Origin of the sequence: Pseudomonas sp. F9001 (assembly GCF_013385435.1) — a bacterium.
Lineage (GTDB): Bacteria > Pseudomonadota > Gammaproteobacteria > Pseudomonadales > Pseudomonadaceae > Aquipseudomonas.
In genome coordinates this window covers 89,780-104,944 of sequence record NZ_JACAPX010000016.1, presented here as the reverse complement: position 1 = coordinate 104,944, position 15,165 = coordinate 89,780, and the positions used below count along the sequence as shown (strand labels likewise).

Genomic DNA, 15,165 nt, shown 5'->3' with positions numbered 1-15,165 from the left:
CGGAGTGAGGGAACGCCGAGCCGAAGCGAGGCGCCGACAGGCGGGGCAGAGCGTTTTGGTTACTTTTGCGCTTTTCAAAAGTGACCCGCTGTAAGAGCGGAACCATAAGCCGCCGTTACCTAAATAACGGATATGTACTCAACCCCAATCAAGAATAAGCCACCCGAGCAGCCCCAACCCCAAGCCCCTCCCGAAACGCCAAATAATGCTTCAACACCTGCACCGGCGCCTCAATCTGCGGGTAGTGCCCAATATTCGCCAGCAACACCGTATCCGCGTGCGGCACCAGCTCACGATAACGCTGAACCATATGCCCCCCGGAAATCGGATCAACCTCCCCATCGATCACCCGCAACGGCACCTCCCCCCGCTGCATAGCCGCCACCCATCGATCCCGCTGCCGCCGACGCTGAGGAATATACGCAATCAACTTGTGCAAAATCCGCGGCCCATCCTGGCTCTCGATCAAGCTCCAGAAATCATCCAGCGCACTCTCACTGGGCCGAGTCGCCGGCCCGAAAATCTGCCCAAAACTGTTAGCAAGGGCATTACGCCCAAACGCCCGCCCGATCATCCAACCCAATGGGCTCAGCAACAGCTTCTGCACCAACGCCGGACGATGCGTCTCCGGAAACAACCCACCGTTGAGAAACACACAACTGCCCATCCGAAACCGGCCTTCGTAATGCCGCGCCAACAACTCCTGCGCAACACTGTCACCGTAATCATGGGCCAGCACATGCACCGGCTGCTGCACCCAAAGATGCTCCAGCAACGCCTGTTGCAAGTCCGCCTGCTCCAGCAGGCAATAGGTGTGGTCCAGCGGCTTGGCCGAATCGCCAAACCCCAGCATGTCGCAGGCAATCACTTGATAGCGCTGGGCCAACGGCTGCCAGAGGTAATGCCAATCCCAACTGGCCGTGGGAAAACCATGGATCAGCAGCAACGGCTCGCCCTGCCCCGCCACCCAGTACCGAATGGTGCGGCCGCGAAACTCAAAGCTCTGGGCACGCTGGCGCCAGATGCGCAGCGGGATCTCGGCGAGTGGCATCAGCTTTTATACCCGGGGTCGAGTGCATCGAGTTTGCGCAGCAACGCCGGCCACGCCAGCGCGCCGCCCATGCCCTGAGCGCTTTTGGTGACCCCAGCGATCATCGCCCGGGCACCGGCCAATATCTGCGGCGCAATGCTGATCAGTTCAGCGCCACCGTTCTGCGCCATCACCTGGATATCGCAGGTGCGCTGGAAGATGAACATCATCAGGAACGTATCGGCGATGCTCCCACCACAAGTCAGCAAACCGTGGTTGTGCAGCATCAGGAAATTGTTTTCGCCAAGGTCGGCCTGCAAGCGGGCCTTTTCCTCGTGGTTCAGCGCGACACCTTCGTAGGCGTGATAGGCCAGGCTGGACAGCACGAACAACGATTGCTGGCTGATGGGCAGCACGCCCTGCTTCTGCGCGGAGACGGCAATGCCGGAAGCGGTGTGGGTGTGCAGCACGCAGACCACATCGTGCCGCACTTCGTGCACCGCACTGTGAATGGTGTACCCGGCAGGGTTGACCTCGTAGGGACTGTCCATCAGCTTGTTGCCGGCCTGATCGACCTTCACCAGGCTCGACGCGGTGATCTCGTGGAACATCAGCCCATAAGGGTTGATCAGGAAGTCTTCGGTGCCCGGCACCTTGGCCGAGATGTGGGTGAAAATCAGGTCGTCCCAACCATGCATCGCCACCAGGCGATAGCACGCGGCGAGGTCTACGCGGGCCTGCCATTCGGCCGCGCTGACCTGGTCTTTTACGCTGTGTGTCGATTGAACAGTGGCTAGGCTCACGGCAATGACCTCCTTGGCGCGCTTATTATTGTTTTTTTGAGTGAAGAGGCAGTCTAGTCAGACCTCGAGGCCGCCGTAGTTGCATTGGCAGCCAGCTTGATGACCGAACGGGTCAGTCCTGAGGATAGTTCGATTTTGTTCTGCGCGTGTCAGAGAAGAGACGCCAATAAAGGTGCGGCGAACAGGTTGAGCAAGCCGGTCAGCACCATTACCAGGCCCGCCACGGAGCCTTCCTCACCGCCCACCTCATGAGCCCGGCTGACACCCGCGCCATGAGCGCCCACGCCAAACAATGCGCCACGGGCCAATGGCGTGCGCAACGGCAACCACTTGAGCAGTACGCCGCCGAGCATGGCGCCAAACACCCCGGTGAACATCACGAACACCGCCGTCAGTTCCGGCACGCCGCCCAGGTCGGAAGACACCGGCATCGCGAACGGGGTGGTGATCGAACGGGGCACCAACGACATCGTCACCGAGCTGTCGAGAGCGAGGGCCTTGGCCAGGCCATACGAAGTGGCGATGGACGCCGCGCTGCCCGCGACCATCCCCAGCAATAACGCTGACCAGTGGCGCACCAGCAATTGGCGCTGTTGCCAGATCGGAATCGCGAACGCCACGGTCACCGGGCCCAGCACCAGCATCAGCCAGTGGGTGTCGGTGGCGTATTCGGCATAGGCGGTTTTCATCGGCACGGCCACCGCCAGCAGCAGCGCCGGCACCAGGATCAGCGGCGACAGTAGGTAGCGCCCGGTGCGCCGGTAGATCCACCGGCTGAAGCCGTAGGCACCGAGGGTCAGCGCCAGCCAGAACATCGGCATCAGCTCAAGCTTCATGGCGCAGCTTCCAGCGGCAGACGAATTCCACGGTAAACGCAGTCACCAGCATCACCGACAAGGTGCTGAAGCCGATCACCAACATGATCCGCCAGCCGTCGTGCTTTACCAGGCCACCGTAGTCCAAAAGGCTCATCAAGGCAGGAATAAAGAACAGCAGCATCTCGGCCATCAGTACACCGGCGCCCAGTTGCAGAGCCGCCGGTTTTACCAGGCCGGTGGCGAAGGTCAGCAACAACAGGCCCAGGCCGACCACACCACCGGGAATAGGCCAGCTCAGCCAGGCGGCCAATTGGCAGCCCAGAAAATATATGGCCAGCAGCACAATCAGTTCAGTCAACAACCGACCGACGACTTTGAAGGTGAAACGTTTCATGAGCTTTGGGTCCTCGCAGGACTCCCATTTTAAAGAGGCCCCTGGCATCCCCACAGCGAATTGTTAGACTGCAAGCTATTCCAAACTGGAATCATGTCGATGGAATTTAAACAACTGCGCAGTTTTGTCGAAGTGATACACCGCGGCGGCTTTACCCAGGCCGGCAAAACCCTGCACATCAGCCAATCCGCCGTCAGCAAGCAGGTGGCACAACTGGAGCAAAGCCTGGGCACGCCGCTGCTGGATCGCCTGGGTTCGCAGATTCGCCTGACGGCTGCCGGACAAGTGGTGCTGCAGCGGGCGGAGGCCATGCTGCGCCAGCAAACCGAATTGCTCAGTGAGCTGGATGACTTGAATCAGTTGACCCGTGGCGAGTTGCGCATGGGCCTGCCGCAGTTGGGCGGCGACACGTTGTTCGCCGGGCTGTTTGCCGAATACCGCCGGCGTTATCCGAACGTCACCATCCAGTTGCTGGAAGGCGGCAGCCGCAATATCGAGCAGGCGATCTTGAGCGGAGAGCTGGAAGTGGGCGGCAGCCTGATGCCCAGCGACCCGGCATTCGCCTGGCAGGCATTCTGCGATGAACCGCTGGATGCCCTGCTGCCGATGGACCATCCATTGGCCGATAACGCGCAGATCCGCCTGGAGGAGTTGGCTGACACGCCGTTCCTGATGTATCAGCGCAGTTTTGTGTTGAACGACCGCCTGCTACAGGCCTGTCAGCAATTGGGCTTCACCCCGAAGGAAAGCGGGCGCAGTGGCCAGGCGGATTTTCTCGCCGCATTGGTGGCCGCCGGCCAAGGCGTGGTGCTGCTGCCCAGCGTAGTAGCCCGGGGCCTGATAAGGCCCGGCGTGGTGCGCCTGACGCTCAAGGCGCCGGACTACCTGCGCTGGGACATTGCCTTTATCTGGCGTGAGGGTGCCTACCTGTCGAAAGCCGCCCAGGCCTGGCTGGCGTTATTGCGCGAGTTCCCGGTCAACCGCGCAGTGCAGTGACCAACTCGGCCAGCCACGGCTCGGCGTCGGCTTCCGGGGTCACGCTTTCGCTGGCGTCCAGGCGCAGCATCGGCAGCACTTCGTGCACGCCCAACTCGGCAAACAGCTCGCGCATTTGCTCGCCGCCACCGCAGAACGTGTCGCCATAGCTGGCGTCGCCCAGGCCGATCACCGCGCCGGGCAAGCCTCGCCAGGCGGCCGGCAGTTGGTCGCGAATGGTCGAGTAAAGCGGCTGCAGGTTGTCGGGCAGTTCGCCCATGCCAGTGGTGGACGTCACGGCCAGGAAGGCTTCCGGAGCAAAGCCCTGTACGTCGGCGAGGGTTGCCCGCGGGTTGTGCCAGGCGTCGAAGCCGGCAGCGTTGAGGATGCTTGCAGCATGACGGGCGACTTCTTCAGCCGTGCCGTACACCGAGCCGGAAAGGATGGCGACTTTCATCAATCTGATCCTGTAGCTGACTAAAAGCCTGGGATATTAACAGCTGGGGCCCATGGACAGGCTGCCGGCATGTCTTAAACTGCAAACTCCAACTACAAGCCATGGACCGCTCAATGATTAACGCCAAGCTGATGCAACTGGTGATCAACGCTTCCAACGACGGCATCGTTATCGCCGAGCGCGAAGGCAAGGACAAGCCACTGATTTATGTGAACCCGGCCTTCGAGCGCATGACTGGCTACACCCTCGACGAAATCCTCTATCAGGACTGCCGCTTCCTGCAATCGGGCGATCGTGACCAGCCGGGGCTGATGGCGATTCGCGAAGCCCTGGAGAGTGGCGGCGCCTGCCGGGAAATCCTGCGCAATTACCGCAAGGACGGCACGCATTTCTGGAACGAGCTGTCGTTATCGACGGTTTACAACCCGGCCGACAAGCAGACCTACTTTGTCGGTGTGCAGAAGGATGTGACCGTTCAGGTCAAGGCCCAGCAGCGTGTCGCGCAACTGGAAGCCCAGTTGGCTGACCTCAAGGCGGAGCTTGCGGCACTCAAGGCGACGAGCGGATCTAACAAAAACTAGAAAACGCGGTCTTTAAAGAGATAATGGCGTTTTAATACCTTTTTCTTGAGCAAGATCAATGCAACGCGACGCGCTTTTGACGCAGGACGAGCTGGATTTTATTCAGACCATGCACCATAACCCGCAACTCAATGTGCGGGACGCGTCGTCGAGCCTGACGGTCAATGGCGGTGCGCAGATTCGTGATCTGCTCACCCGCCTGGCCGCCCATGACCATGTCACCCTCCAGGCCCAATTCGACAACCAGCAAATGACGTTTCCGCTGCAATTGGTGGAAGACGAGTTTCATGCCGTGCATCTGCGGCTGGGTGTACCGAGTATTTTCGAAGACGGGCCGATGATCCGCCCGTGGCGCCTGGCGCTCGAAGAGCCGGTACCCCTGGAAAACATCAAGGGCCAGCCCGGTGCGCTGTGGGTGCATGAGGTGTCATTCAAGGGATTGCTGGTGGAAATTCGCGGGCGGATCAAGGCGCCAAGAACCTTTTCGCTGTGGTTCAGTCCGTCCGGGTACGAGCGCATTTCGGTGCGGGGCACGCTGGAACGGGAAACTGCCCGAGGATTGTTCGCCTACCGCCTGAGCCAGAACGATGTGGATGAGACCGAGCGCCTGCGCCAGTTTATCCTGCAGCAACATCGCCTGTTTCACCCCGAAGTCCACGCCTGACGTCAGGTATCCAGGTTACCGCGCAGAAACTGCTGCAAGCGGCGCTGCATCAATCGCCCTTCGTTACCCAGGCAGCCGACGGATGAACCCGCCAGTTGTTCCTGCGCCAACTCCGCCGCATCGCCGGCCAGCAACAGCGGGCAATCCAGGGTCAGGGCCAGCCGTTCAAGGCGCCGAGGCAAGCCATTGGCCGGCGAGTGATTGGAGAACACCACAAGGGCTTGTGGCCTGGTTTTTTCACAGACAAGGGTCAATTCATCCATCGGCTGGCCCACAGCCAGAACCTTGACCGCCAACTCGTCACCGCTCATCAACAGGCCTGCGACCAACAACTCCAGCTCTCGGCACTCCCCCGCAATGGCCGCCAGCAATACCCGTGGCGCCGCTGAGGCACAGCCTATCTGCAGGCGTTTCCAGGTTCGGCTGCGCAGAAATCCGTCAAAAAACAGCCATTCACTGGTTTGTCCAAACAACCCCTGATGTCGCAACAGTTGCTGCCAGAGGGGCATCAGGATGTCCTGGAACACCACCGCGACCGGGTAGGCAGCGAAAATCTGGCCATACAACCGGTCCAGTTGCCGGTCGTCGAAGGCACCGACGGCCGTTCGCAACTGCGCCTGCCATTGGGCCCATTCATGCTCTGCACCTGCCGGCGAAGCAGCCGCCGCTTCGACTTGATGATCGTCGCGCGCGAGGATCTTGCCGACCTTGCTCACGGCCACGCCACGCTCGATCCAGTCAAGAATGCGATGAACGGTCTCGATATCGGTGCGCGAATACAGGCGGTGCCCACTTTCGGTGCGAACCGGGTGGATCAGCCCGTAACGCCGTTCCCACGCACGCAAGGTGACAGGGTTGATGCCTGTCAATCTCGCGACTTCGCGAATCGGAAACAGCTCATCGGAATCGGCAGGGTTGCCAAGGGCCATTTCGGGACGTGGAGCAGTCATTACAGACATCAGGGCATCAATATACTGTCAGGAACTTGGATCCCATTTAACGCCCATACAGCTGTCCGATTCAAGGTCTTCGACAAGCCGACCAATGTCGCTGGTGTATTTCTGCAAAACAGGAATAATCCTTGCCTGTTTTTTCAACGTGGCTGCTTACCCCGCAGCTTCGTTCGTGCGCCGCCTACCCGGCCCAGTGCACCTGATCCTTATGGAGATACACAATGTCTACCTCCCCCGTCACCCTGATGGTTGCGCGCCGCGTGGCCAAGGGTCGCTATGAAGAGTTGATGGCCTGGCTGCGCGAAGGCGAGCAATTGGCCACGGACTTCCCCGGTTACCTGGGTTCAGGCGTGCTTGCACCGCCGCCCAACGATGACGAGTTCCAGATTATTTTCCGCTTCGCCGACGAAAAAACCCTGCATGCGTGGGAGTTTTCCGCCTCCCGTGGTGCATGGCTCGGGCGTGGCAGTGAGCTGTTTGCTGCGCCGTCGGAGCATCGCGTACGCGGTATCGACGGCTGGTTTGGCGCCGCCGCCGCACGTCCGCCGCGCTGGAAGCAGGCCGTGGCCATCTGGCTGGCATTTTTCCCGGTGTCGCTGCTGTTCAACTTCGGCCTTGAGCCGCTGCTCAGCGAGTTGGGGTTGTTGAGCCGTGTGCTGGTCAGCACCCTCGCGCTCACGCCATTGATGGTTTACTTCTTTATCCCGTTGTCGACCCACCTGCTGGCCGGCTGGCTGCATCCGGCGCCAGCCCGGGTAAAGGCCACCGAAGCCGCTGCTTGAGTACAAGGGAGGCCGCTCGCTGGTATAGTTTTAGCCTGCCAGCGATTCGAGCCTCCCATGTCTTCAACACCCGCCCCGATCCTGATCACCGGTGCCGGCCAGCGCGTCGGCCTGCATTGCGCCCAGCGCCTGCTGGACGAAGGGCAGCCAGTGATTTTCAGCTACCGCAGCGAACGTCCCGGCGTGCAAGCCTTGCGCGAACGCGGTGCGATCGGTGTGTTTGCCGACTTCTCCAATGAGACCGGTATTCTCGCCTTCATCGACGAACTGAAGACGCACACCCAAAGCCTGCGGGCGATCATTCATAATGCCTCGGCCTGGGAAGCGGAAGCGCCCGGCGACGAGAGCCGCGCCTTTACCGACATGTTCAGCGTGCACATGCTTGCGCCGTACCTGATCAACCTGCATTGTGCTTACCTGCTGCAACGCTCCACGCCTGCGGATATCGTGCACATCAGCGATGACGTGACCCGCAAGGGCAGCCGCCAGCACATTGCCTACTGCGCCACCAAGGCCGGGCTCGACAGCCTGACCTTGTCGTTTGCCGCGCAGCTTGCACCGGATATCAAGGTGAACGGCATTGCCCCGGCAATGGTGATGTTCAACGAGGGCGACGACGCGGCTTACCGCGCCAAGGTCCTGGCCAAGGCGGCACTGGGCATCGAGCCCGGCCCCGAGGTGATTTACCAGAGCGTGCGCTACCTGCTGGATAACCCGTATGTCACCGGTACCACCCTGACCGTCAACGGCGGGCGGCATATCAAGTAAGCCGTTTGCGAGGATGTTGTATGACTTTGTCCCTGCCCCACCACTACCGCGAGATCCTCAAGGGCCTGGGTGAAGACCCCGAGCGCGAGGGTTTGCTCGACACGCCAAAGCGTGCCGCCAAGGCCATGCAGTACCTGTGTCACGGCTACGAGCAGAACCTGGAAGAAATCGTCAACGGTGCGCTGTTTGCCTCCGACAACGACGAGATGGTGATCCTCAAGGACATCGAGCTGTATTCGCTGTGCGAGCATCACCTGCTGCCCTTTATCGGCAAGGCTCATGTGGCCTATATTCCGACCGGCAAGGTGCTCGGCCTGTCGAAGCTGGCGCGTATCGTCGACATGTTCGCCCGGCGCCTGCAGATCCAGGAAAACCTCACGCGGGAAATCGCCGACGCCATCCAGACGGTGACCCAGGCCGCCGGCGTGGCGGTGGTGATCGAAGCCAGGCACATGTGCATGATGATGCGCGGTGTCGAAAAACAGAATTCAACCATGAACACCTCGGTGATGCTCGGCGCCTTCCGCGAGTCGAACACCACGCGCATGGAGTTCCTGCAACTGATTGGACGGAGCAAGTAGCAATGCCACAACTTCAGCCAGGCATGGCGCGCATCCGGGTCAAGGACCTGTGCCTGCGCACGTTTATCGGGATCAACGAGGATGAAATCCTCAACAAGCAGGATGTGTTGATCAACCTGACCATCCTGTATGCCGCCCAGGAAGCCGTGCGCGACAACGACATCGACCACGCGCTGAACTACCGCACCATCACCAAGGCGATCATCGCCCATGTGGAAGGCAACCGCTTTGCCCTGCTGGAGCGCCTGACCCAGGAGATCCTCGACCTGGTGATGAGCAATACATCGGTGCTGTACGCCGAAGTCGAAGTCGACAAACCCCATGCGTTGCGTTTTGCCGAATCGGTGTCGATCACCCTGGCGGCCAGTCGCTAACCCTTACCTTTGCAGTGAGCATCATGAACGATCAACAACGCCTCGAACTCGAAGCCGCCGCCTTCCGCCGGCTGGTGGCCCACCTGGACAGCCGCAAGGATGTGCAGAACATCGACCTGATGAACCTCTCGGGCTTCTGCCGCAACTGCTTGTCCAAGTGGTACAAGGCCGAGGCCGACGAGCGCCAGATCGAGCTGAGCCTCGATGACGCCCGTGAAGTGGTGTACGGCATGCCGTACGCCGAGTGGAAAGCCCAATATCAGCAAGAAGCCAGTGCCGAACAGCAAGCGGCATTCGCCAAAGGAAAAACTCATGACTGACCTGAACACTCTGCGCGCCAGCCTCAACAGTGGCGAACATGTTTTTGCCGATACCCTGGCCTTTGTGGCTGCCGGTTACGACTACCAGCCACAAGCGTTCACCAATGGCAGCGTGGAAAACGCCGCCGGGCAGAACGAAGGTTCGTGCAAGACCCTGGGCCTGGCGCTGCTGGAAGGCTTGAGCGACCAGGAAGCGCTGTTGGCGTTTGGCGAGCATTACCGTTCGGTGCTGGCCACGCCTGAAGGCAGTGACCATGGCAACATTCGTGCGCTGATCGAGCATGGGTTGGCGGGTGTGAAGTTTGCCGCACAGCCACTGACCCGCAAATCCTGAGTCAGACATAGATCAAAATGTGGGAGCGGGCTTGCTCGCGAAAGCAGAGTGTCAGTCAATACATCGGGTGACTGACACACCGCTTTCGCGAGCAAGCCCGCTCCCACATTTGGACTGCGGTGATCATCAAATCCCGTGCATAAAAAAACCGGCCTCGCAGCCGGTTTTTTTGTTTCTACGGTTTAGAACGAAGCGTCCTTCAAACCGTCGAGGTAACGCTCGGCATCCAGGGCCGCCATGCAGCCGGCGCCGGCGGAGGTGATCGCCTGGCGGTACACGTGGTCGGCCACGTCACCGGCAGCGAAGATACCTTCGATATTGGTGGCTGTCGCATTGCCTTCACGGCCGCCCTGCACGATCAGGTAACCGTCTTTGGCATCCAGCACGCCTTCGAACAACGAGGTGTTCGGAGTGTGGCCGATGGCGATGAACACGCCGTCGACTTTCAGCTCGTCGAAGCTGCCGTCGTTGTTCTTCAGGCGAGCACCGGTCACGCCCATGTTGTCGCCCAGGACTTCATCCAGGGTGGCGTTGAGCTTGAGGATGATCTTGCCTTCGGCCACGCGGGCATGCAGCTTGTCGATCAGGATCTTCTCGGCGCGGAAGGTCTCGCGGCGGTGAACCAGGGTCACGGTGCTGGCGATGTTGGCCAGGTACAGCGCTTCTTCCACCGCGGTGTTGCCGCCACCGACCACAGCCACTGGCTTGTTGCGGTAGAAGAAACCGTCGCAGGTTGCGCAGGCGGAAACGCCCTTGCCCATGAACGCTTCTTCCGACGGCAGGCCCAGGTAACGAGCGCTGGCGCCGGTGGCGATGATCAGCGCGTCACAGGTGTACACGCCGCTGTCGCCGGTCAGGCTGTAAGGCTTCTTGGAGAAGTCGACCTTGTTGATGTGATCAAACACGATCTCGGTTTCGAAACGCTCCGCGTGCTCCTTCATGCGCTCCATCAGCACCGGGCCGGTCAGGCCGTGGACGTCGCCCGGCCAGTTGTCGACTTCAGTGGTGGTGGTCAACTGACCGCCCGCTTGCATGCCGGTGATCAGCAACGGCTTGAGGTTGGCCCGGGCAGCGTAGACGGCAGCGCTGTAACCGGCAGGGCCGGAACCGAGAATAATCACTCGCGAATGACGGGTATCAGACATGACTCACTCCTATCGACCGCCCGGACTACAGAACGGCTGGAATAAAAAGGACCGCGAAGCACTTGGGGAAGGCTTGAACTCGCAGATCCTGAAAATAATGGGTGCAGCGTATAGAGGGAGGCAAGATTAAGGAAATACGGATTAACAATCCAGCTCATAGGTGGTCTCTATCCCATGCCCTCTATTAATCGACACCTTTGTTACCGTTAATGTCGCGATGCGGGCCGTGCTTTCCCGGTACTCCCAAAGCCGGTAAGGTCGGCGCGTTCGCCCCCATTGCCCGGAGTCATCCATGCCCGCCCCCGTTCTTTCAGGCCCACAGTACCTGCGCGAAGGTCTCAAACTGGTACTCAGCCCCGGCCTGCGGCTGTTTGTGCTGCTGCCGCTGGCAATCAACCTGATCCTGTTCGTCGGATTGATCTACTTCGCCGGCCATCAGTTCAGCCTGTGGGTCGACACACTCATGCCGACCCTGCCGAGCTGGCTGAGCTTCCTCAATTACCTGTTGTGGCCTTTGTTCGTGGTGCTGGTGGTGCTGATGGTGTTTTTCACCTTCACCATGCTTGCCAACATCATTGCCGCGCCGTTCAACGGCTTTCTGTCGGAAAAGGTCGAAGTGGTGGTGCGCGGCACCGATGATTTCCCGGCGTTCAGCTGGGGCGAACTGGCGGCCATGGTCCCGCGCACCCTGGCCCGGGAAATGCGCAAACTGGGTTACTTCCTGCCCCGGGCCATCGGCCTGTTTATCCTGTCGTTCATCCCGGTGGTCAATCTGGTGGCAGCACCGCTGTGGCTGCTGTTTGGTGTGTGGATGATGGCGATCCAGTACATCGACTACCCGGCCGACAACCACAAGCTGGGCTGGAACGAAATGCTCGCTTGGCTGCGCCAGAAGCGCTGGCAGAGCATGAGTTTTGGCGGCATCGTCTACCTGGTGCTGCTGGTGCCAGTGGTCAACCTGCTGATGATGCCGGCGGCGGTGGCCGGGGCGACGTTGTTCTGGGTGCGTGAGCAGGGCGCCGAGGCCATGGCCATTAAAAAGGCCTGAGCCGTCACAAATCCATCATCCAAAAGACACAATGACGACATGGCCCACGCCGACACTGTGGGTCATGACGACAGCTTCGCTCCACATCACCCTGATCACCGAAACCTTCCCGCCAGAGATCAACGGGGTGGCCAATACCCTTGGCCGCCTGTGTGACGGTTTGCGCGCGCGCGGGCATCAAGTCGAACTGGTTCGCCCGCGCCAGGGCAGCGACCAGAGCCGGCCCAGCGACGACGGCCTGATGCTCTGTCGCGGCTGGCCGCTGCCGGGCTACCCGGGGCTGCAATGGGGCCAGTCGTCGATGCACAAGCTGTTGCGGCGCTGGACCCGCCAGCGCCCGGATGTGTTGTATATCGCCACGGAAGGGCCGCTGGGTTTGTCGGCGTTGCGGGCGGCGCGGCGCCTGGGGATCAGCGTGGTGAGTGGCTTCCACACCAACTTCCAGCAGTATTCCAACCAGTACGGCCTGGGCATGCTGAGCCGGGTGCTGACCCACTATCTGCGCTGGTTCCATAACCGCTCGACCCTGACCCTGGTGCCCAGCGCCAGCCAGCGGCTGGAGCTGGAGCGGCGCCATTTCGAGCGCCTGGGCATGCTCGCGCGCGGTGTCGACAGCCAGCTGTTTCACCCGGCCAAACGCGACAATGCGTTGCGTGAAAGTTGGGCACTGACCAGTGAGCAAACTGCCGTGCTGCATGTCGGCCGCCTGGCCCAGGAAAAAAACCTCGGGTTACTCAAGCGCTGTTTCGAGACGCTGCAGGACACGTATCCACTGCGCCAGATGAAACTGATCATCGTCGGCGATGGCCCGCAACGGGCGATGCTGGAAAAGGAACTGCCGGAGGCGATTTTCTGCGGCACCTTGCGCGGTGAAGAACTGGCCCGGCATTACGCGTCCGGGGATGTGTTCCTGTTTCCCAGCCTGACCGAAACCTTCGGCAACGTGGTGCTGGAGGCCATGGCTTCAGGGTTGGGCGTGGTGGCATACGACCAGGCGGCCGCAACCCAGCACATTCGCCATGGCTACAGCGGCGTGCTGGCGATGCCGGGGGATGAAGAAGCGTTTTGCGATGCGGCCAATTGGCTGCTGGAAGAGCGCGAGAGCTTGCGCCGGGTGCGGCTCAATGCCCGGCAACACGCCAGCCGTCAGGGTTGGCCGGCGATTATCGAGCAGTTCGAGCGCCAATTACGCGGGGTGTGCGAGGACGAGCAACCGGTGCCCGCCCTGTCGCCCCTTACACCAACGTCGTCAACGCCTCACGACTGAACGGCAGGATGTCGCCTTCACGGCCTTCGCGAACCTTCAGTGCCCAATCCGGATCCACCAGCAGCGCACGGCCCACAGCGACCAGGTCGAACTCGTCGTTGTTCAGGCGCTCCAGCAGTTTTTCCAGGCTGGCGGGTTGCGCCACTTTGTCGGTGTTGACCATGAACTGCAGGAACTCGCCGTCCAGGCCGACGCTGCCCACGGTGATGGTCGGCTTGCCGGTGAGCTTGCGGGTCCAGCCGGCCAGGTTCAGCTCGGAGCCTTCGAATTCCGGCTCCCAGAAACGGCGGGTGGAGCAGTGGAAAATATCCACGCCAGCGTCAGACAGCGGCTTGAGGAATTCACCCAAGGCTTCCGGGGTTTGCACCAGGCGCGCGGTGTAGTCCTGCTGCTTCCACTGGGAGAAACGCAGGATGATCGGGAAGTCCGGCCCAACGGCGGCGCGGACGGCCTGGATCAATTCGATGGCGAAACGCGAACGGTTGGCCAGGCTGCCGCCGTATTCGTCGGTGCGCTGGTTGGTGCCTTCCCAGAAGAACTGGTCCACCAGGTAGCCATGGGCGCCGTGGATTTCAACGCCGTCCATGCCGATGCTCTGGGCATCCTTGGCAGCCTGGGCGAACGCGGCGATCACGTCCTTGATGTCTTGCACGGTCATGCCGTGGACGACGACGTTGCCGTCCTTGAGTTTTTCGGTGGGGCCGTAAGCCGGGACGCTGGCATCCGGCTCGGTGCCGATGCGCCGAACGCTGCCCACATGCCACAGTTGCGGAACGATCTTGCCGCCTTCGGCATGTACCGCGTGGACTACTTTCTTCCAGCCGGCCAGGGCGGCTTCACCATAGAAATGCGGGACGTTCGGGTAGCCGTTGGAAGCCGGGTGGCCGACCACGGTGCCTTCGGTAATGATCAGGCCGACACCGGCGGCGGCGCGGCGGCGGTAGTACTCGATCACTTTGGAGTTGGGCACGCCACCCGGAGAAAAGGAACGGGTCATCGGCGCCATGACCACGCGGCTCGGCAGTTGCAGTGCACCGAGCTGGAACGGTTTGAACAAGGCTTGGACAGGCATGGGAGCACTCCATCGGAAAGGAATTTATGATGTGGATAATATGGAGTGTGCAGCGTGTTGGATAGCACTATTGATTGGGGTGATTAAGGGGTAAAAGCGGGAGGGCATGGGGCTGCTTCGCAGCCCAGCGGGAGCAAGCTCCCTCGCCACAGCAAGCTCCCTTGCCATAGGACACTCCCTGCCACAGGAAGCTCCCTTGCCACAGAAACTCACTCGATAATGCTGAAAGTATCAGCTCAATGCTTTTTCGATCGCCTGAATAATGGAGGGGTCATCCGGCGGTGTACGCGGCGAGAAACGCGCCAGCACCCGGCCGTCCTTGCCCAACAGGAACTTCTCGAAGTTCCAGGTGATGTCCCCGGGAAATTCGGCGCCCTCGCCCGCCAGCAATCGATACAGCTGGTGGCGATCGTGGCCATTCACCTCAAGCTTGCTGCCCAGGGGAAAGGTCACGCCGTAGTTGAGGCTGCAGAATTCCTGGATTTCTTCTTCAGTACCCGGTTCCTGCCCGGCAAATTGATTGCACGGCAGCCCTAGCACGGTGAAACCCTGGTCTTTGTATTGCTGATAGAGGTTTTCCAGCGCGGCGTACTGTGGGGTCAACCCACATTTGGAGGCGACGTTGACCACCAGCACGACTTGCCCCTTGAAGGGCGCCAGAGGCAGCTCCTGACCATCCAGGGCTTTGAGTTTAAGGTCGTGGAAAGCACTCATGACGAACTCCAGATATCCCATGTTCTTCGTAACGGCCATTCGAGATTACAGCCGCCAAGTCGGCAAGAATAGCCGCCAAATGAAA

The 15,165-nt window shown here is 60.6% G+C and carries 20 protein-coding genes; 11 read left to right on the top strand and 9 right to left on the bottom strand.

The annotated features are described in order from the left end of the window. Positions 1-148: 148 nt before the first annotated feature. From HX818_RS18890 to HX818_RS18875, 4 genes are all read right to left on the bottom strand, one after another. Positions 149-1,051, bottom strand: a complete 903-nt coding sequence (locus tag HX818_RS18890; protein ID WP_102368142.1) for an alpha/beta fold hydrolase — start codon at positions 1,049-1,051, stop codon at positions 149-151. Next, on the bottom strand, positions 1,051-1,833 hold the full coding sequence (locus tag HX818_RS18885) for a class II aldolase/adducin family protein (protein ID WP_003208491.1): 783 nt from the start codon (positions 1,831-1,833) through the stop codon (positions 1,051-1,053). The genes HX818_RS18890 and HX818_RS18885 overlap by 1 nt, the downstream gene beginning before the upstream one ends. A 149-nt stretch (positions 1,834-1,982) precedes the next feature. Next, positions 1,983-2,669 (bottom strand): LrgB family protein, encoded by a 687-nt coding sequence (locus HX818_RS18880; RefSeq protein ID WP_003208490.1) that lies wholly within the window; start codon positions 2,667-2,669, stop codon positions 1,983-1,985. Beyond that, positions 2,659-3,045: a CidA/LrgA family protein gene (locus HX818_RS18875; RefSeq protein ID WP_087693754.1), complete on the bottom strand. Its 387-nt coding sequence runs from the start codon at positions 3,043-3,045 to the stop codon at positions 2,659-2,661. The genes HX818_RS18880 and HX818_RS18875 overlap by 11 nt, the downstream gene beginning before the upstream one ends. A gap of 99 nt (positions 3,046-3,144) precedes the next feature. Here HX818_RS18875 and HX818_RS18870 point away from each other — a divergent pair, with 99 nt between their 5' ends. After that, positions 3,145-4,041, top strand: coding sequence for a LysR family transcriptional regulator (locus HX818_RS18870; RefSeq protein WP_003208487.1), 897 nt, complete (start codon positions 3,145-3,147; stop codon positions 4,039-4,041). On the opposite strand, the gene HX818_RS18865 is transcribed toward HX818_RS18870, so the two are convergent. Further along, positions 4,022-4,477, bottom strand: a complete 456-nt coding sequence (locus HX818_RS18865) for a flavodoxin (protein WP_003208486.1) — start codon at positions 4,475-4,477, stop codon at positions 4,022-4,024. The two genes, HX818_RS18870 and HX818_RS18865, sit on opposite strands and share 20 nt — an antisense overlap. Positions 4,478-4,590: 113 nt before the next feature. On the opposite strand from HX818_RS18865, the gene HX818_RS18860 reads away from it, so the two are divergent. Then, positions 4,591-5,058: a PAS domain-containing protein gene (locus tag HX818_RS18860; protein WP_003208484.1), complete on the top strand. Its 468-nt coding sequence runs from the start codon at positions 4,591-4,593 to the stop codon at positions 5,056-5,058. Between the two features lie 58 nt (positions 5,059-5,116). Continuing rightward, entirely contained in the window at positions 5,117-5,722 is a 606-nt protein-coding gene (locus HX818_RS18855) for a hypothetical protein (protein WP_003208483.1), read from the top strand. Between the two features lie 2 nt (positions 5,723-5,724). On the opposite strand, the gene HX818_RS18850 is transcribed toward HX818_RS18855, so the two are convergent. Next, positions 5,725-6,681, bottom strand: a complete 957-nt coding sequence (locus tag HX818_RS18850; RefSeq protein ID WP_043225723.1) for a MerR family transcriptional regulator — start codon at positions 6,679-6,681, stop codon at positions 5,725-5,727. Between the two features lie 215 nt (positions 6,682-6,896). On the opposite strand from HX818_RS18850, the gene HX818_RS18845 reads away from it, so the two are divergent. The 6 genes from HX818_RS18845 to HX818_RS18820 are packed head-to-tail and all read left to right on the top strand — an operon-like array spanning position 6,897 to position 9,834. After that, positions 6,897-7,457, top strand: coding sequence for an antibiotic biosynthesis monooxygenase (locus tag HX818_RS18845; RefSeq protein WP_008432309.1), 561 nt, complete (start codon positions 6,897-6,899; stop codon positions 7,455-7,457). A gap of 57 nt (positions 7,458-7,514) precedes the next feature. Further along, a complete protein-coding gene (gene folM, locus HX818_RS18840; RefSeq protein ID WP_008432306.1) occupies positions 7,515-8,225 on the top strand; it encodes a dihydromonapterin reductase in 711 nt (236 codons plus the stop codon). Between the two features lie 20 nt (positions 8,226-8,245). Next, complete coding sequence (gene folE / locus HX818_RS18835; RefSeq protein WP_010176988.1) at positions 8,246-8,806, top strand: GTP cyclohydrolase I FolE; 561 nt, start codon at positions 8,246-8,248, stop codon at positions 8,804-8,806. Positions 8,807-8,808: 2 nt separating this feature from the next. After that, positions 8,809-9,180, top strand: coding sequence for a dihydroneopterin triphosphate 2'-epimerase (gene folX, locus HX818_RS18830; protein WP_003208474.1), 372 nt, complete (start codon positions 8,809-8,811; stop codon positions 9,178-9,180). 23 nt (positions 9,181-9,203) lie between these two features. After that, a complete protein-coding gene (locus HX818_RS18825) occupies positions 9,204-9,500 on the top strand; it encodes a DUF1244 domain-containing protein (RefSeq protein WP_008432302.1) in 297 nt (98 codons plus the stop codon). Next, positions 9,493-9,834 (top strand): HopJ type III effector protein, encoded by a 342-nt coding sequence (locus tag HX818_RS18820; RefSeq protein WP_008432300.1) that lies wholly within the window; start codon positions 9,493-9,495, stop codon positions 9,832-9,834. The genes HX818_RS18825 and HX818_RS18820 overlap by 8 nt, the downstream gene beginning before the upstream one ends. 182 nt (positions 9,835-10,016) lie before the next feature. Here HX818_RS18820 and trxB read toward each other — a convergent pair whose 3' ends face one another. Continuing rightward, complete coding sequence (gene trxB, locus HX818_RS18815) at positions 10,017-10,979, bottom strand: thioredoxin-disulfide reductase (RefSeq protein WP_003208470.1); 963 nt, start codon at positions 10,977-10,979, stop codon at positions 10,017-10,019. A 292-nt stretch (positions 10,980-11,271) separates the two neighbouring features. On the opposite strand from trxB, the gene cysZ reads away from it, so the two are divergent. Both cysZ and HX818_RS18805 read left to right on the top strand, forming a co-directional pair. Beyond that, positions 11,272-12,027 (top strand): sulfate transporter CysZ, encoded by a 756-nt coding sequence (gene cysZ, locus HX818_RS18810; protein WP_003208468.1) that lies wholly within the window; start codon positions 11,272-11,274, stop codon positions 12,025-12,027. A 64-nt stretch (positions 12,028-12,091) separates the two neighbouring features. After that, positions 12,092-13,294 carry a glycosyltransferase family 1 protein gene (locus tag HX818_RS18805; RefSeq protein WP_008432296.1) on the top strand — a complete coding sequence of 401 codons (1,203 nt, stop codon included), beginning with the start codon at positions 12,092-12,094 and terminating at the stop codon, positions 13,292-13,294. Here HX818_RS18805 and HX818_RS18800 read toward each other — a convergent pair. Together HX818_RS18800 and HX818_RS18795 are read right to left on the bottom strand one after the other, a co-directional pair. Next, positions 13,263-14,366, bottom strand: a complete 1,104-nt coding sequence (locus HX818_RS18800; RefSeq protein WP_177020543.1) for an NADH:flavin oxidoreductase — start codon at positions 14,364-14,366, stop codon at positions 13,263-13,265. The two genes, HX818_RS18805 and HX818_RS18800, sit on opposite strands and share 32 nt — an antisense overlap. 231 nt (positions 14,367-14,597) lie before the next feature. Continuing rightward, entirely contained in the window at positions 14,598-15,080 is a 483-nt protein-coding gene (locus HX818_RS18795) for a glutathione peroxidase (RefSeq protein ID WP_003208462.1), read from the bottom strand. Positions 15,081-15,165 lie beyond the last annotated feature (85 nt).

Excerpts from the sequence above, each read along its gene's own strand:
- cysZ (WP_003208468.1), top strand. The coding sequence starts at position 11,272 with ATGCCCGCCCCCGTTCTTTCAGGCCCACAGTACCTGCGCGAAGGTCTC.
- HX818_RS18845 (WP_008432309.1), top strand. The coding sequence starts at position 6,897 with ATGTCTACCTCCCCCGTCACCCTGATGGTTGCGCGCCGCGTGGCCAAG.
- HX818_RS18880 (WP_003208490.1), bottom strand. The coding sequence starts at position 2,669 with ATGAAGCTTGAGCTGATGCCGATGTTCTGGCTGGCGCTGACCCTCGGT.
- HX818_RS18890 (WP_102368142.1), bottom strand. The coding sequence starts at position 1,051 with ATGCCACTCGCCGAGATCCCGCTGCGCATCTGGCGCCAGCGTGCCCAG.
- folE (WP_010176988.1), top strand. The coding sequence starts at position 8,246 with ATGACTTTGTCCCTGCCCCACCACTACCGCGAGATCCTCAAGGGCCTG.
- trxB (WP_003208470.1), bottom strand. The coding sequence starts at position 10,979 with ATGTCTGATACCCGTCATTCGCGAGTGATTATTCTCGGTTCCGGCCCT.
- HX818_RS18855 (WP_003208483.1), top strand. The coding sequence starts at position 5,117 with ATGCAACGCGACGCGCTTTTGACGCAGGACGAGCTGGATTTTATTCAG.
- HX818_RS18795 (WP_003208462.1), bottom strand. The coding sequence starts at position 15,080 with ATGAGTGCTTTCCACGACCTTAAACTCAAAGCCCTGGATGGTCAGGAG.
- HX818_RS18870 (WP_003208487.1), top strand. The coding sequence starts at position 3,145 with ATGGAATTTAAACAACTGCGCAGTTTTGTCGAAGTGATACACCGCGGC.
- HX818_RS18800 (WP_177020543.1), bottom strand. The coding sequence starts at position 14,366 with ATGCCTGTCCAAGCCTTGTTCAAACCGTTCCAGCTCGGTGCACTGCAA.
- HX818_RS18865 (WP_003208486.1), bottom strand. The coding sequence starts at position 4,477 with ATGAAAGTCGCCATCCTTTCCGGCTCGGTGTACGGCACGGCTGAAGAA.
- HX818_RS18875 (WP_087693754.1), bottom strand. The coding sequence starts at position 3,045 with ATGAAACGTTTCACCTTCAAAGTCGTCGGTCGGTTGTTGACTGAACTG.
- HX818_RS18820 (WP_008432300.1), top strand. The coding sequence starts at position 9,493 with ATGACTGACCTGAACACTCTGCGCGCCAGCCTCAACAGTGGCGAACAT.
- HX818_RS18805 (WP_008432296.1), top strand. The coding sequence starts at position 12,092 with ATGACGACAGCTTCGCTCCACATCACCCTGATCACCGAAACCTTCCCG.
- folM (WP_008432306.1), top strand. The coding sequence starts at position 7,515 with ATGTCTTCAACACCCGCCCCGATCCTGATCACCGGTGCCGGCCAGCGC.
- HX818_RS18850 (WP_043225723.1), bottom strand. The coding sequence starts at position 6,681 with ATGTCTGTAATGACTGCTCCACGTCCCGAAATGGCCCTTGGCAACCCT.
- HX818_RS18860 (WP_003208484.1), top strand. The coding sequence starts at position 4,591 with ATGATTAACGCCAAGCTGATGCAACTGGTGATCAACGCTTCCAACGAC.
- folX (WP_003208474.1), top strand. The coding sequence starts at position 8,809 with ATGCCACAACTTCAGCCAGGCATGGCGCGCATCCGGGTCAAGGACCTG.
- HX818_RS18825 (WP_008432302.1), top strand. The coding sequence starts at position 9,204 with ATGAACGATCAACAACGCCTCGAACTCGAAGCCGCCGCCTTCCGCCGG.